Raw genomic sequence first — 14,689 nt, 5'->3', positions numbered from 1 at the left:
GACTGACGCCTGGCTCGTTTCGCATCGCGAGGCAGGGACGCCCTCATGAATCACTTCAGGCTCTCGCTCACACTGATCCTCTTTGTCCTCGGGGCCGCGACGCTTCCGGCGCAGCCCCCCGATCCTCCAACGCCCGCTCCGGAATCCCCAACTCTCCCCGCTCAAGCCTCCGACCCCAAACTGCCCGCTCCGGAACTCCCAACTCTCCCCGCTCAGGCCCTCGACCCCAAACTGCCCGCTCCGGAACTACCCGCTCTCCCCGCCCAGGCTTCCGACTCCAAACAGGAGTACGCCGGCGCGAAACCGAGCGAGGCCGCCCGCTGGAATAACCGCACAACGCCACGCAAGATGTTGGAGACCTTCTACTTTGCGATCACGGGCTATGACCGCTCGCCCAGCCTGATCGTCAACGCGATCGACTGCCTTGACCTGACTGGCCTCGACCCCGAGATGCGCGAGCGGGATGCGGCTTTGCTTGCCCACCAGCTCGAATTCATCTTGAATCGCCAGGGTATCCCCCTTTACTCCGTCCCCGATCACTCCGAGGGGGATCGCGTGGTTCTGGACGACGTGGCCGGGCAGCCGATTGCCCTGACGAAGCAGCCCGACGGCCTCTGGCAATTCGACTCGGTCACCGTCGGGCGGATTGGGCGACTGAGGAAGCTTGCGTCGGCTGGACAGCATGAGGCCCAGGAGGCCCGGTCAAAAATGGCTGAGGGCCGGACCGACCCGGCCGCGACGATTCGGACGTTCGCCGGGTCTGCGATGGGTCGGCGCGACTTCGCGGCGGCTGCCCGCTGCCTGGACCTACGCGATATTCCGTCCAAGCTCCGCGCCACTGAGGGCGCGCAAATGGCGAGGAAGCTCGCTTTTGTGATGCAGCGGTGCGGATTCATGTTTTCGCAAGAGGTCCCCAACGATCCGGAAGGCTATCGCTACGTCTGGCACTCCAACCATCGTGGGCGGATCATGCTGGAGCGGGTCCGCCTTCCCGAAGGCCAGGACGCCTGGCTGTTCACTCGCGGGAGCTTGCGCAACCTCGACGCTCTGGTCGAGGGCTTTCGCACCAAGACTCCCGACCCGCGCTATGCCACCATCGGCGTGGTGATTGGTGAGGAAGTTCTGGTTTCCGACCGTGCGGCGAAGGTGCCGCCTCCCGTCGGCGTCCCGGCTGGGCTGGGCTCGCCCCGGAAGACGCTCCGCCTTTTTCTCGAGTCGATGGATGAATTGGAGTTCGACGCGGATCGATCTCGGGACCTGCTCGCTTGCCTTGAACTCGACTCGCTTGCGCCGGAGGTCCGCACCAGCATGGGGCTTCGGTTGGCCGCCAAGCTCGAGGCGGTCTTGCACCGGCTCCACGTCGACTTGATGTCGGTCGCCGACACCTGGGAAGCCGACCCCCTGGTTCTCGGTCGTGACACCGATTGGCAGGTCACCCTCGCACGCAGCAAGGATGGCGCTTGGCGGTTCGACCGCGAGACCGTTTCCCGCGTCCCCGACCTGTTTGAGCGGCTCACGCCCGAGGAGAAGACAGCCCGCGAGCGCCGGTCGAACTTTCACTCTGCGCAACAGGTCATGCGGACGCTCCTGCACGCCTCCGACGCCGGCGACCTTGATCTGGCGGCCCGCTGTCTCGACCTTGACGGCGTGCCGCAGGGGGCCCGCGACGAACTGGGATCGATCCTGGCCTACAAGCTCAAGTTCGTTCTCGACCGGATTGGCCGGGTGGTGGTGGAGGAACTCCCGGCCGAAGCCGACGGCCCGCGGTATCACTATTATCGCGGCCCCCTGGGGCGGATCGACCTGGTGAGACGTACCGAAGAGCCTCGCCTTGGCGACTGGCAGTTCTCACGCGAGACCGTTGCCCGGATCGAGTCGATGTTCCGCGAAGTGGCCGACCGGCCGGTCGACGCGACCTTGTCGCGGGAACGGGCCGTCACGGCGGTCCCTTCGATCCGGGTCGTGCCCTCGCTCTGGCTTCGCAGCCAGCTGCCCGCCTGGCTCCGGGGGCCCGCACCGGGGCTCGACCTCTATCAGTGGGTCGGCCTGGTGGTTGCCCTGGCGACCTGCGCAGTCGCGTCGTGGTTGGGACTTCGGGTCATCGAGCGGTTGGCCTGCTACGGCCTGCGCTGGGGTGGGTTCGATCTCGATCGCACTTTGGTCGCCGGCAAGTTGCGGCCGCTGTCGTTCCAACTCGGCCTGTTCTGCCTTTACCACCTTCTTCGGCTCCTCGACCTTCCTTCGGCCGTAGTTGGGTCCACGATTCCGGCCGTGAAGGTGATCTGGATTGGCTTGATGGGTTGGACGGCCTTGCGCCTGATCGACCTGGGGATGATCCTCTATGCCCGGAGCGAGCGGCTCCACGACCGTCGCAGCCTCAGCGACATGATCGTGCCGACGGCCGCCAACGGCATGAAGCTGGCCGTGCTGGTGGTTGTAGCCTCATGTCAGGTCTACCTGATCGGTAGCCGAGAGACTCTCACCCAGCTTCTGGCCGGGCTCGGTTTGGTGGGTTTGGCGGCATCACTCGCAGCCCAGGACACGCTCAAGAACTTCTTCGGAACCCTCTTGCTGATCGGTGAGCACCCGTTCCGAATCGGCGAGCATGTCGCGGTCCAGAACGTGGAGGGTACAGTTGAGAGTGTGGGCTTCCGATCGACCCGGCTCCGCACGTTCGAGGACTCCTTGCTGACCATCCCGAACTCGGTGATGGCCGCTGCCCTGATCGACAACCGAGGGGCTAGAACCTGCCGGCGGTTCCGCGCCACGATCTCCTTGGCCTACGGGACGCCAACCGACAAGCTCGTCGCCTTGCGCGATGCGCTGAGGGCGTTCGCGGCGAGCCAGCCCCGGTTCATCCCGGACAAAGTCGAGATTCACATCGGCGGTCTGACTACGACCTGTGTGGAACTCTTCATTCAGCTCTTCTTCCGGGTGCCGTCGTTCACCGAGGAAATGGCCTGCCGCGACCTGCTCAGCCGGGAGATCCTTGCGCAGGCCGAGCGGTTGGGCGTCGAGCTTGCTTTCCCGACCCAGACCATCCACCTGGCCGGCTCCGGTGCCGATCTCGCTCCGGTCCCCCCGACTCCGAAGCACTTCAGTCGCGACCGACCGGAGGCATCCCGTCACGGGCGAAGCTTCCCCTCCAGTGGGTTCTCGACCTCGAAGGATTGACCGACTCACTCTCCGGCGATTCCAAGCAAAAAACGATCCCCGCGAGCGGCTCTGGTCCGCTCGCGGGGATTGTTTTCGTTCCATCATGGTCGCATGTTGATTTCTTCGCTCGCTCTCTTGCGTTGCGACAGGGGGCTCGTTAGGTTGTAAAGGATATGACTGCGACTGATGAAGGCCCCGCCTCCTGCGATCGGAGTTCGTTGGTCCTTTGCATTGCCCTGATTCTTCTTTGGATGTCCTCATCCACGCCCAGCCTCCAATCGATTCTCTTGCCGACGTCCGCTGAGAGAATCATCGCCGCGCAGCCGCCATCATTCCTCCCGACGTACTGAACCCGGCACGGCCCCTCCGACGGCGGGGCGATGGGGTGCGCAGGCCGCACTACCGTCCAATCCGGGTGAAGGCGCTTTGGGAATATTCTCGGAGACCGGGATCATGAAGCCGAGTCGACGCAACGCATTCACCTTGATCGAGCTGCTGGTCGTCATTGCGATTATCGCCGTATTGATCGCGTTGCTGCTCCCCGCAGTGCAGGCGGCGCGCGAGGCCGCCCGGCGGATGCAGTGCGTGAACAACCTCAAGCAGCTCGGCCTCGCGCTGCACAATTACCACGGCGTGAACGAGCGGTTCCCCATCGGCGTCGGTCGCAACCCGCTCACCGGGCTTGGGATGATCGACCCGATTACCGGTCAGGTCTCGACATTCAAGCAGCCATTTGTTGTGGGCTTGCTGCCGTACTATGAACAGCAGAGTGCCTATAACGCCTATAATATGAACCTGGTTTTCAACACGGCCGACAACCTGACGACACGCACCATCCGCCTTGCGATCTATCAGTGCCCCTCCGACACGCCGCAAGTCTTCGGCCAGCTCGCCGGCGCTGCGAACGATCCGAGGGATCCCAAAGGAAACTACGGCCCGAACTGGGGGATGAAGGAATACTGGGACCAGGGGCAAGGGACCAAGGTGGCGGCCGCTCCGTTCTATATGGGGTATGGGGCCAGCTTCGCTGAGGTCACCGATGGGACGAGTAATACGCTGGCGATGCTGGAGATGCGACAGACCCCCTCGCCCAGCGGGAATCCGCAAGCCACCGACCGTCGCGGCCGACTCTGGAATGACGACAGCGCCTGTTATCAGGTCTCGACCCGCTTCGGCCCCAACAGCCGCCTGCCGGACCTCAGCGTCTGCGTTCATGACCCGGCCCAGGGCATTCCCTGCATCAATGACACCAACTCCGCGAACTCCCTGACATTCTACATGGGTGCCCGCAGCCGACACCCGGGCGGAGTCAACGGCTTGCTCTGCGACGGCTCGGTCCGCTACTTCAAGGACTCGATCGGGCTGGCCCCCTGGCAAGGTCTCAGCACCATGCGGGGTGGGGAGGTGATCTCCAGTGACCAGTACTGAGGCGCTCCGCCCGGTCGTGCGGTGGCCGTCGGCGGCTTTTGGGCTCGTCCTGATGACGATCGCCGGCTGCGGCGGTTCGCCGGCCGACGGCTTCTCGCGGTTCCCGGTCGAGGGCACGGTCACGCTCGACGGCAAACCGCTCGTGACCGGCACGATTAGCTTCAACGCGTTGCAGCAAGGCGCGTCCGCGTCGGGCCCGATCGCCGAGGGGGCATTCCGGCTGGTCGATGACGACGGCCTCAGCCCCGGCCCCTATCGGGTCGAGATCTACAGCCTTCAGCCCACGGGGAAGAAGGTCCCGCACGCCGACGACTTGGGGACGCTCGTCGACGAGACGGTCAACATCGTTCCGAAGTCGTACAACATCAACTCGGTGCTCAAGGCCGAGATTCCTGCCGGGGGACCGAAAGAGCCGTTGTCCTTCCCATTGGTCGGCTCGCCTGCCAAACCGCCGAAACGTTAGCCAATCCTTTGAGAGACACGGCATCGATCGGCTCGGCCTGGGTGGGTTGTTGTTCGGTGTTATTTGTGCAGAAATTCGATTTTATGTAATAAATAATTATTGAAAATATGAATTCGGTCATAATTTTATGAAATGGAGAATGAGCATAAAAGAGCGAAATTTTCGGCGCCCGAGATTCTGATCGTCAGTGAGTATGCGGCTGTGAGTCGCACTGGCCGGTCTCAAAAGTCCTGGAATGTTCTCGATCTCCGGTTGGAGAGGAGAGCCTTCTCCTCCTTGGCCTTGATGCTCCGTATGATATGGCCCTGGCGAACTTCCCCGGGGTGGGCCATGCATATTGGATCGCGGGCCACGGCGGAAGTCGGCATCTACACCCACCTTCGCGGAGTTCCGTCGGATGACGCGTGACTCAGAGAGAAGTCGAGGCCGACGGCTTTCTCGGCTCGGGCTGATGATTGGCACGTGGTTTTTGGGTCTCCTTGCGCCGACCTTGTTATTGGCGCAAACACTGTCTGGTCAAACTGATCCGTCTCGTTCCGGTAAAGCAGGAGCTGAGGCCGACGGTGGGCAAGCGCTCTTCGCGCGTGAGAATCTGGTGGCCTGGTGCATCGTTCCGTTCGATTCCAAGAAGCGAGGACCTGAAGAGCGGGCCGCGATGCTCGAGCGACTCGGATTCAAGCGGTTCGCCTACGACTGGCGGGCCGAGCATATTCCGACGTTCGACGCCGAGATCGAGGCCCTCAAAAAGCATGGGGTGGCGCTCGACGCGTTCTGGGTGGCGCCCGGGGAATTGAACAACGAATCGCGGCTCATTCTCGATGTGCTCAAGAGACACGGGATCAAGGCTCAGCTCTGGGTACTCCTTGACTTCGGAGCCGACCGGGTCTCGGGGGCCGAGCAGGACCGGCGGGTCGAGGCGGCTGCGGCGAAGCTCCGTCCCTTGGCCGAGGCGGCCAAGGCGATCGGTTGCACGCTCGCGCTTTACAACCACGGCGGTTGGTTCGGCGAACCCGAAAATCAGGTGGCCATCATCGACCGACTGAAGCGGGATGGCGTGACGAATGTCGGAATCGTCTACAACCTACACCACGGGCACGCCCACGTGGGGCGGTTCGCTGAACTGATTGCTTTGATGAAGCCTCACCTGCTCGCTCTGAACCTTAACGGCATGGGCCCCGAGGGGGAGGAGAATGGGCGAAAGATTCTGCCGCTCGGCCAGGGAGCATTCGACCTCGACCTGCTTCGGACGATTCGCGATAGCGGATACCGTGGCCCGATTGGCATCCTCGGCCATACCCAGGACGATGCTGAGGAACGGCTCCAGGACAATCTCGACGGTCTCGATTGGCTCCTGCCGCAGCTCGAAGGGAAGCCGGCCGGTCCGCGACCGACCCCGCGCACGCCTGTCCCGGGCCTTCCGCCGAAGCCCAAGGTGTCGGCCGAGGACCAGCGGACCATCGACACTCTCATTGCGGAGTCGCGCGAGCAGGGCGATCCCAGGCGGGGGGCCGAGGTGTTCGCCGCCGCCCAATTCGGCTGCCTCTCGTGTCACAAGGTGGGCGAGCAAGGGGGGGAGATCGGCCCCGAGCTGACGAAAGCAGGGGTCTGCCTGACCCCCGAGCAGATCGTCGAGTCGCTCCTCTGGCCCAAGCGGCAGGTCAAGGAGGGATACAACGCGACCATCGTGGCGACCACGCAGGGGACCTTGATCCAGGGGTACATCCAGTTCGATACCGAACGTGAAGTCGGCCTTCGCGAGGCGACCACGGGGAAGACGCTTCGCCTGGCGAAGACCGACATTGAGGGGATGAAGGAGCAGGGGACCCTCATGCCCGAGGGCTTGGCCGAGGCGATGACCTCCCGCCAGCGCCTCGACCTGGTCTGCTTCTTGATGACACTCGGCCGGCCCGGCGATACTAAGGCCACCGCGATCCTCAGTCAGTCTCACGTTCCTGCAGAATTCACCTATGAGAAGGGGCCGATTGTCCCTGAGCTTTGGCCCAACCGGGGCCATACCGTGAACCGGGATCGGATCTACGACTTCTATGCGAAAGAGGCGGAATACTTCGCGAAGCGGCCGGAGGTCCCCTCGCTCTTGCCGCCGTTCCCGGGCCTCGACGGCGGGCGCGACGGCCATTGGGGAAACCAGAACGACGACGTCTGGATCGACGATCGCTGGAACAAAACCGACCTGGGATCGTTGATCAGCGGTGTCTTCCGAGGAGCGGGGGTGACGGTCCCCAAGGGGGTCTGCGTCCGCCTGGGCGAGCGCGGGGAGATGGCGGCTTGTTTCAATCCGCTGACGCTCTGCTATGAGGCGGTCTGGCAGGGGGGCTTCGTGAAGTTTTCGCCCCTTCGCCATGGCCTGATCGAAGGCTTGACCATGGAGGGGACTCCGCTTGAGCGGCCGGCCGGCAAGAAGCCCGACGAACCGTTCGTTTACCACGGGTTCTACCGGCACGGCAAACGGGTCGTCTTCTCGTATCGGATCGGTGAAGTCGAGATGCTCGACGCTCCTTGGGTCGAGGAGGGTCGGTTCAGCCGCGTCGTGGGGCCGGCTGCCACGCACCCCCTCGCCTCGCTGGTGCGCGGCGGATCGCCGCAATGGCCGCAAGTGCTCGAGACCAAGGTGACGATGAACGACACCCGGCCTTATGCGGTCGACACGATCGAAGTGCCATTCAAGAATCCGTGGAACGCCCTGATGTTCTTCGGCGACCACGACTTCCTTGCCGATGGCACGGCCTTCCTCTGCACGATGACCGGCGACGTCTGGCGCGTCGACGGGCTCAACGATGCGCGGGCCGCCGTCCGCTGGCGCCGGGTCGCCTCGGGACTCCACCACGCTCTTGGCCTCGTGATCGCCGAAGGCCAGGTCTACGTCCTCGGCCGCGACCAGATCACCCGACTGCGCGACCTCAATGATGACGGCGAGATTGATTTTTATGAGTGCGTGAGCAACGCTTATGTGACCTCGGCCGCCGGCCACGACTTCATCGCCGGTCTTCAGCGCGACCCGGCCGGCCGGTTCTACACGGCGTCGGGCAACCAGGGGCTGATCCGGATCGACCCCAACGGGAAAGATGTCGCAGTCCTGGCAACCGGCTTCCGCAACCCCGACGGCCTTGGCCTTTCGCCCGAAGGCGTGCTCACGGTTCCTTGCTCGGAAGGGGATTGGACCCCGGCCTCGATGATCTGTGAGATTCGCCCTGGAGGTTTCTACGGTTACGGAGGTCCCAAAGGGGGGCTCCCGCCTGACCTTCCCTTGGTCTACATGCCCCGTGGCCTGGACAACTCGAGCGGTGGCCAGGTGACGGTCCCCGACGATCGCTGGGGACCGCTCAAAGGGCAGATGATCCACCTCTCCCACGGGGCCGGCACCCATTTCCTCCTGCTTCGCGATCAGGTGGATGGCCAACCCCAAGGAGCCGCCGTCCCGCTCCCCGGTGATTTTCTCTCGGGGGTCCATCGCGCTCGGTTCAACCCCAAGGACGGCCAACTCTATCTCTCCGGAATGACCGGTTGGGGCACGTACACGCCGGCCGACGGCGCGTTCCAGCGGGTCCGCTACACCGGTGATCCGGTCCAGTTGCCGGTCGAGATTCATGCCCGAGAGAACGGGATGCTCGTCACCTTTTCCTCGCCCGTCGATCGTGCGGTGGCCGAGGCGCCGGGGAACCAGTTCGCCCAGGCCTGGAATTATCGCTATGGGCCGGGCTACGGCTCGCAGGAGTTTTCACCCCATCACCCGAGCATGCCTGGGCACGACCCGCTCGCGATTCGTTCGGTCACCCTCCTCGAGGATGGACGAACCCTCTTCCTCGAGATCCCCGACTTGCAGCCCGTCAATCAACTCCACCTCCACTTGCGTGTGGGCTCCTCGCAGCCGGTCGACCTGTTCGCGACGGTCCACAAGCTTGCGGCTCCGTTCACGGGCTTCCCCGGCTATCGTCCGGCCACTAAGGTCATTGCGGCCCACCCGATTCTTAGCGACCTCGCACTCGCGACTCACACGAAGCCCAATCCTTGGCGTCAGAAGCTCCCGAACGCGCGACCGATCACGATCGAGGCAGGGAAGAATCTGACTTTCACTCCTGCTTCGTTTGAGGTCCAGGCCGGTGAGACCGTGCAGTTGACGTTCAGGAATCCGGATGTGGTCCCTCATAATTGGGCCTTGATCCGGCCGGACTCTCTGCCTCGCATCGGCGACCTCATCAACAAGATCATCGCGGAACCTGACGCGGTCGCGCGCCACTACATTCCCAAGTCGGACGACGTGTTGTTCCATACCGACATGGTCGCTCCCCAGGACCAGTTCGTCATTTCGTTCCGGGCCCCGACCGAGAAAGGACGTTATCCGTACGTCTGCACATTTCCCGGCCACTGGATGGTGATGAATGGGGTCATGATCGTGAAATGAAGCGACGGCTGAGCCGGAGGATTGCAAACGGCTCCGTCGGCTTGAGCCTTCAGCCGGAGGATGATCCAAGGGGGGGGCCGGAGTCTCAGCTTCGAGCCCCGGCCCCCCAGGTCCTTTGGAGTTACCGGTTCTGGAGCGAACGATGGAGGAAGCTGACGACGAGACTTTTACCGGGCGCTGGACGCGGATATGTTGGGGTTCTCACCGCGTGAGTTGAGGAATGCCGCTCGCATTGGAGTCTGCCTTTGCAGGATCAGCTCCGATGCGTTTCCAATAGATCTGGGTTCCGGTCAGTCCCCCATGCGGCTTCAGCGCATAGTCTGGGATCGTTCCGGCGAGTGTGAACCCTAGCCTTTCATACAACCCCGATGCCCCGCCCTCGGCCGCGGTGTCAAGCACCAAGAGGGTGCGCTCCCGCTGCACGGCGAAGTCCTCGGCTGCTCGCATCAAGGCCACTGCCACGCCTCGCCCCCGATGGCTCAGGCGGGTCATCAGCTTGGCGATTTCGGCCCGGTGCGGCTGGTTGGGCGGACAATTGAGCAGCAGGGTGACTGTGCCAGCCAAGATTTCGCCATCCCAGGCCCCCAGAACAATCCGTTCGTCCCGGGCTGCCGCTGCCAGCGCGTCCTCCCAGAACGCTCCCGCCTTTTCCGGCTCGAGCGGGTGCATGAAGCTGACCGATCCACCGTTTGCGACCACCTCCGTGAGAATTTCGCTCAGCATCTCGCAAATCTTTGGCGAGGCGCTCAAGGTTTTGATTTCGATCTCGGGCATCGCAGCTAACTCCGAGCAAGTACGACGACATAAGTGCAGGATGTGCTGGTTTCGTTAGCCAGGGTCACCTCGGACGGTGGGCCGAATCCGAGGCAGTCGCCGGGTCCTAGCACGTGCCGCTCGCCCCCCTCCAGGATGACGAGTTCGCCCGCCCGTACCCAGATGACCTGACGGATGTGCGCATAGGACGAGGCCGGTAACACCACGCGCTGTCCGGCGGGCAGCTCGATCTGGGCGAGCTCCAGCGGATGGTCGGGTCGAATGAATACCTGCTTGCGCAGGTAGCCTGTGTCGGGATCGCGCCAGACCGGCTGATCGACGGCCCGCGACAACCGCTCCCCTTCCCCCTCAGCCCTCAGCAAAAGGCCCGCGAGGGTCAGGTCGAAGGCCCCGGCCAGCCGCACCAGGATCACGGCGGTCGGACTCATTTCCTCGCGTTCGATCTTGCTGATGGTTGCCTTGGAGACAGTCGAACGCTCGGCCAAGTCCGCCAGGGACCAGCCGCGCGCATCGCGCTCAAGCCGAAGGCGGCGGGCGATCCGAGCGCCTGTGTCGTCTATTATAGTGGTCATGCGTCATTTATAGTGGACGGCCTATTGCTGTGCAAGGGGTTTTGCCAGAGACTTTGACGCCGTCGCCATTGACGTCCTGGCTCTCCCGAGCGCGTGTCGATCTCGATGAACACATGCCCTGGATCTGGGGTCGCAAGGACGACCGCTCGGCCACCCGGGACTGTAACGCTTGTCTTTAGCGACTCTCCCGGACGGGCAGGGCGAGGCTCTCGCTTGAGGGGCGGACGATGCGTTATACTTCTGGATGACTCCGCCAGGCTGTGGCGCAGCAATGCGCCATCCCACCCACCTTATTGCCTAAACGGTTGTAACCATGCACGGTACGCCCGCGTCGACGAGATCGATCGAGAGTCGGCTCCTCCGCTCGCCGTTCGCCGCGTTCGTCTTGGCGACGGCGTTCGCACTTCTGGCCGGTGGAAGTGCGTTGGCGGGTGACCCGCCGGCCCGGCCGATCGACTTCAACCGCGAAATTCGGCCGATCCTCTCGAATGCCTGCTTCACCTGCCACGGGCCGGATGCCGCCAAGCGGAAAGGGGTCACCAAACCGTTGCGCCTCGACAACGAGGCCGGGGCGTTCGCCGACCTCGGGGGGTATGCGGCCATCGTTCGAGGGAATCCCGACGAGAGCGAACTGATTCAGCGCATCCTTTCCGACGACCCGATCGAGAAGATGCCGCCGAAGGAAATCGGTAAAGCGCTTTCACCGAAGGATGTGGAACTGCTGAACGAATGGGTGCGGCAAGGAGCGCCGTATGCCAAACACTGGTCGTACACCAAGCCGGTCAGACCGCCGCTGCCCAAGGTCGGTGACACCGCCTGGCTGAGGACCGCCGTCGACGACTTCATCCTCGCCCGCCTGGAACAGGAAAAGCTCAAGCCCAAGACCGAGGCCGACCGGTTCACCTTGATCCGGCGGTTGAGCCTCGATCTGACCGGGTTGCCGCCGACCCTCGAGGAAGTCGATGTATTCGTCAACGATAAAAGTCCCGACGCGTACGACCATCTCGTCGACCGGTTGCTCGACAAGCAAGCCTACGGCGAGCACTGGGCTCGGATGTGGCTCGACCTCGCCCGCTATGCCGACTCGGCCGGTTACGCCGACGACCCCCCCCGAACAATCTGGGGCTACCGCGACTACGTCATCCGGTCGCTCAACGCCAACAAGCCGTTCGACCGATTCACCATCGAACAACTCGCTGGCGACCTCTTGCCGAACCCGACCGAAGAGCAACTGATCGCGACCGCCTTCCATCGCAATACACTGACCAACAATGAAGGCGGGACCAACGACGAGGAGTTCCGCAACGTCGCCGTCGTCGACCGGGTCAACACGACCATGGCCGTCTGGATGGGGACGACGATCGCCTGCGCCCAGTGCCACGACCACAAGTATGATCCACTCACGCAAGAAGAATATTTCAAACTCTTTGCGTTCTTCAACAATACACAAGACCGTGATCTCAAGGACGAGAGTCCGCTGATCACGTTCTTCTCCGACGACCAAAACCAGCGCAAAGCGGCTCTGGAAAGCGAAGCGATTGCCCTCAAGAAGAAGGTGTTCGAGACGCCCATTCCCGAACTAATCGCCAGTCAGCAGCGATGGGAGGAGTCGTTTCCGACCGAGCTCCGCTGGAAGCCGCTCCGGCCTGTCGCAATGAAGCCGCAGAGCGCGGCCAAGCTCTCGCTGCTCGACGATCAATCCGTCCTCGTCGAAACGGCCGGTGCAAACACTGATATCTACACGCTGAAGGTGGCTGCGGACGGGGGACGACTCACCGCCCTGCGACTCGAGACCCTGCCGCATGAGACGTTGCCCGACCGAGGGCCGGGGCATGCGCCGGGGGGGAACTTCATGGTCTCCCGGGTCGTGGCGTCGGTCACGCCGCCTGGGGATGGCCGGTCGGCCGGCCGGTTCTTGCGGGTCGAGATCCCGGGCGAACAGAAGATCCTTTCGCTGGCCGAAGTGCAGGTCTTCAGCGGTTCCGAGAACGTGTCGCCCCGGGGTGAGGCCACGCAGAGCAGTACCGGATTTGATGGCCCGGCTAAGCTGGCGATCGACGGTAACACCAACGGCCACTATGCCGAGGGGAAGTCGACGACGCACACTTTGGTCTCGGACAACCCTTGGTGGGAGGTCGACCTGAAGCAGGTGCAAGCGGTCGACCGGGTTGCGATCTGGAACCGGACGGATAACGACCTCCACACGCGGCTCAGCGGATTTCGGATCAGCCTGTTCGACGAGAAGCGGGAGCCGGTCTGGACGCAGCTAGTTAAGGCGGCTCCGCACCCGAGTGTGGAGTTTCCGCTCAGCGCAGCCAAGGACGTAAGTTTCGTGGCGGCGTTCAGCGAGGATCCGGAGACGTCGTCGAGCGCAGCGGACGTCTTGAACAACACGAAAGTGGCTACCCAGGGCTGGGGGCCGGGCGGAATGGCTGGTCGCCCCCGTGCCTTGACGCTCCTGACCGCGACCCCGCTGGTGGTCGAGCCGGGCTCGACTTTGACTATCGCGATTGAGCAGGTCTCCAAGCGAGCGAAGCATACGCTCGGCCGATTCCGGCTCCTGGTCTCCGACGACGAACGTGCCGGGGAACTTGCCCGGACGCCGGAGAATGTGCTGGCCGTTCTGAGAACACCGCGAGCCGCCCGCACCGATGCGCAGAGCCAAGAACTGGCGAAGCACTACCGGGCCCTCGTCGCGCCCGAGTTGAAGGCTCCGCGTGAGCGGCTCGCGGTGGTCGAGAAAGAGTTGGCCGCGATCAAGCCCGACACAAGCGTGCCGGTCCAGCGCGAACTCGCCAAGGCGGACCGTCGAATGACGAAGCTCCAGCGCCGAGGCAACTATCTCGACCAGGGGCAGGACGTTGGCGAAGGAGTCCCTGCTACGTTCCCGCCGCTCCCGGAAGGGAGTCCGGTCGATCGGCTGGCGCTGGCGCGTTGGCTGGTGGCCGAGGAGAACCCGCTGACGGCCCGGGTGATCGCCAATCGCTGTTGGGAGCAAATCTTTGGCGCGGGCCTGGTGCTGACGAGTGAGGAATTCGGCTCGCAAGGAGAGCCGCCGACCCACCCTGAACTGCTCGACTGGCTGGCGGTCGAACTGGTGCGCGGGGGCTGGGATCTGAAAGGGTTCATCAAGCTGCTGGTGACCTCGGCGGCCTACCGGCAAGACTCGCGGGTCGACCCCGAATTGCTCAACCGCGACCCGGATAACCAGCTTCTTTCGCGCGGTCCTCGGTTCCGGCTCTCGGCCGAGATGATCCGCGACCAGTCGCTCGCGGTGAGTGGGTTGCTCAGTCCTAAGATGTATGGGCCGCCGGTCAAGCCGCCGCAGCCGTCGTCGGGCTTGAGCGCTGCGTTCGGCGGTGGGATCGACTGGACGACCAGCCCGGGGGCCGATAAATACCGTCGCGGTCTCTACACGACCTGGAGACGATCGAATCCTTATCCCTCGATGGCGACCTTCGACGCCCCTAACCGCGAGGTCTGCATTGTGCGGCGGATGCGGACGAACACGCCGCTCCAGGCTCTGGTTACGCTGAACGATCCGGTCTATATCGAGGCGGCCCAGGCGCTGGCGCGGCGGATCGCCGCGCGGGGTGGGTCGGCCGCCGAGAAGGTCAAGTTCGGGTTCCAACTCTGCCTGTCTCGGCCGCCGAGTGACGTCGAAGTCGAACGTTTGGTCCGGCTCTTTGAGACCAGTCGCCCGCCGTTTACCAAGGATCTCAAGCGGGCCAATGACCTGGCTGCCAACCCGCTGGGGCCGGTGCCCGCCGGTTCCGACGTTGCCGAGCTGGCCGCCTGGACGGTCGTTGGTAACGTGCTTTTGAACCTGGATGAAATGCTCATGAAGCGTTAATGGGTTTGGGCATCTCTCGCTGT

General features: G+C 63.6%; 7 protein-coding genes. 5 read left to right on the top strand and 2 right to left on the bottom strand.

What is annotated here, in order from left to right; translation table 11 throughout:
• Window positions 1-45 precede the first annotated feature (45 nt).
• From SINAC_RS34175 to SINAC_RS34155, 4 genes are all read left to right on the top strand, one after another.
• Window positions 46-3,174: a mechanosensitive ion channel family protein gene (locus SINAC_RS34175; protein WP_015250102.1), complete on the top strand. Its 3,129-nt coding sequence runs from the start codon at window positions 46-48 to the stop codon at window positions 3,172-3,174.
• A 435-nt stretch (window positions 3,175-3,609) separates the two neighbouring features.
• Window positions 3,610-4,584 carry a DUF1559 domain-containing protein gene (locus SINAC_RS34170; RefSeq protein ID WP_015250101.1) on the top strand — a complete coding sequence of 325 codons (975 nt, stop codon included), beginning with the start codon at window positions 3,610-3,612 and terminating at the stop codon, window positions 4,582-4,584.
• Window positions 4,571-5,047, top strand: coding sequence for a hypothetical protein (locus SINAC_RS34165; protein WP_015250100.1), 477 nt, complete (start codon window positions 4,571-4,573; stop codon window positions 5,045-5,047). Before SINAC_RS34170 ends, SINAC_RS34165 begins: the two co-directional genes overlap by 14 nt.
• A gap of 655 nt (window positions 5,048-5,702) precedes the next feature.
• Window positions 5,703-9,467: a DUF6797 domain-containing protein gene (locus SINAC_RS34155; RefSeq protein ID WP_244884915.1), complete on the top strand. Its 3,765-nt coding sequence runs from the start codon at window positions 5,703-5,705 to the stop codon at window positions 9,465-9,467.
• A gap of 201 nt (window positions 9,468-9,668) precedes the next feature.
• Here the strand turns inward: SINAC_RS34155 and SINAC_RS34150 are convergent, their stop codons facing one another.
• Together SINAC_RS34150 and SINAC_RS34145 are read right to left on the bottom strand one after the other, a co-directional pair.
• Window positions 9,669-10,241 carry a GNAT family N-acetyltransferase gene (locus tag SINAC_RS34150; RefSeq protein ID WP_015250098.1) on the bottom strand — a complete coding sequence of 191 codons (573 nt, stop codon included), beginning with the start codon at window positions 10,239-10,241 and terminating at the stop codon, window positions 9,669-9,671.
• A gap of 5 nt (window positions 10,242-10,246) precedes the next feature.
• A complete protein-coding gene (locus SINAC_RS34145) occupies window positions 10,247-10,813 on the bottom strand; it encodes a helix-turn-helix domain-containing protein (RefSeq protein ID WP_015250097.1) in 567 nt (188 codons plus the stop codon).
• A 313-nt stretch (window positions 10,814-11,126) separates the two neighbouring features.
• On the opposite strand from SINAC_RS34145, the gene SINAC_RS34140 reads away from it, so the two are divergent.
• The gene (locus SINAC_RS34140) at window positions 11,127-14,666 is read left to right on the top strand and encodes a DUF1553 domain-containing protein (protein WP_015250096.1); all 3,540 of its coding nucleotides are present in this window, start codon (window positions 11,127-11,129) and stop codon (window positions 14,664-14,666) included.
• Window positions 14,667-14,689: the final 23 nt, after the last annotated feature.

This window comes from Singulisphaera acidiphila DSM 18658, assembly GCF_000242455.2.
In the GTDB taxonomy this organism is placed as follows: Bacteria; Planctomycetota; Planctomycetia; order Isosphaerales; family Isosphaeraceae; genus Singulisphaera; species Singulisphaera acidiphila.
The sequence above is the reverse complement of the archived record's forward strand: the minus strand, read 5'-3'. Positions and strand labels throughout refer to the sequence as shown.

Bases quoted from the DNA above. Each gene is read 5' to 3' on its own strand.
- SINAC_RS34175 (WP_015250102.1), top strand. From the start codon at position 46: ATGAATCACTTCAGGCTCTCGCTCACACTGATCCTCTTTGTCCTCGGG.
- SINAC_RS34170 (WP_015250101.1), top strand. From the start codon at position 3,610: ATGAAGCCGAGTCGACGCAACGCATTCACCTTGATCGAGCTGCTGGTC.
- SINAC_RS34155 (WP_244884915.1), top strand. From the start codon at position 5,703: ATGCTCGAGCGACTCGGATTCAAGCGGTTCGCCTACGACTGGCGGGCC.
- SINAC_RS34150 (WP_015250098.1), bottom strand. From the start codon at position 10,241: ATGCCCGAGATCGAAATCAAAACCTTGAGCGCCTCGCCAAAGATTTGC.
- SINAC_RS34145 (WP_015250097.1), bottom strand. From the start codon at position 10,813: ATGACCACTATAATAGACGACACAGGCGCTCGGATCGCCCGCCGCCTT.
- SINAC_RS34140 (WP_015250096.1), top strand. From the start codon at position 11,127: ATGCACGGTACGCCCGCGTCGACGAGATCGATCGAGAGTCGGCTCCTC.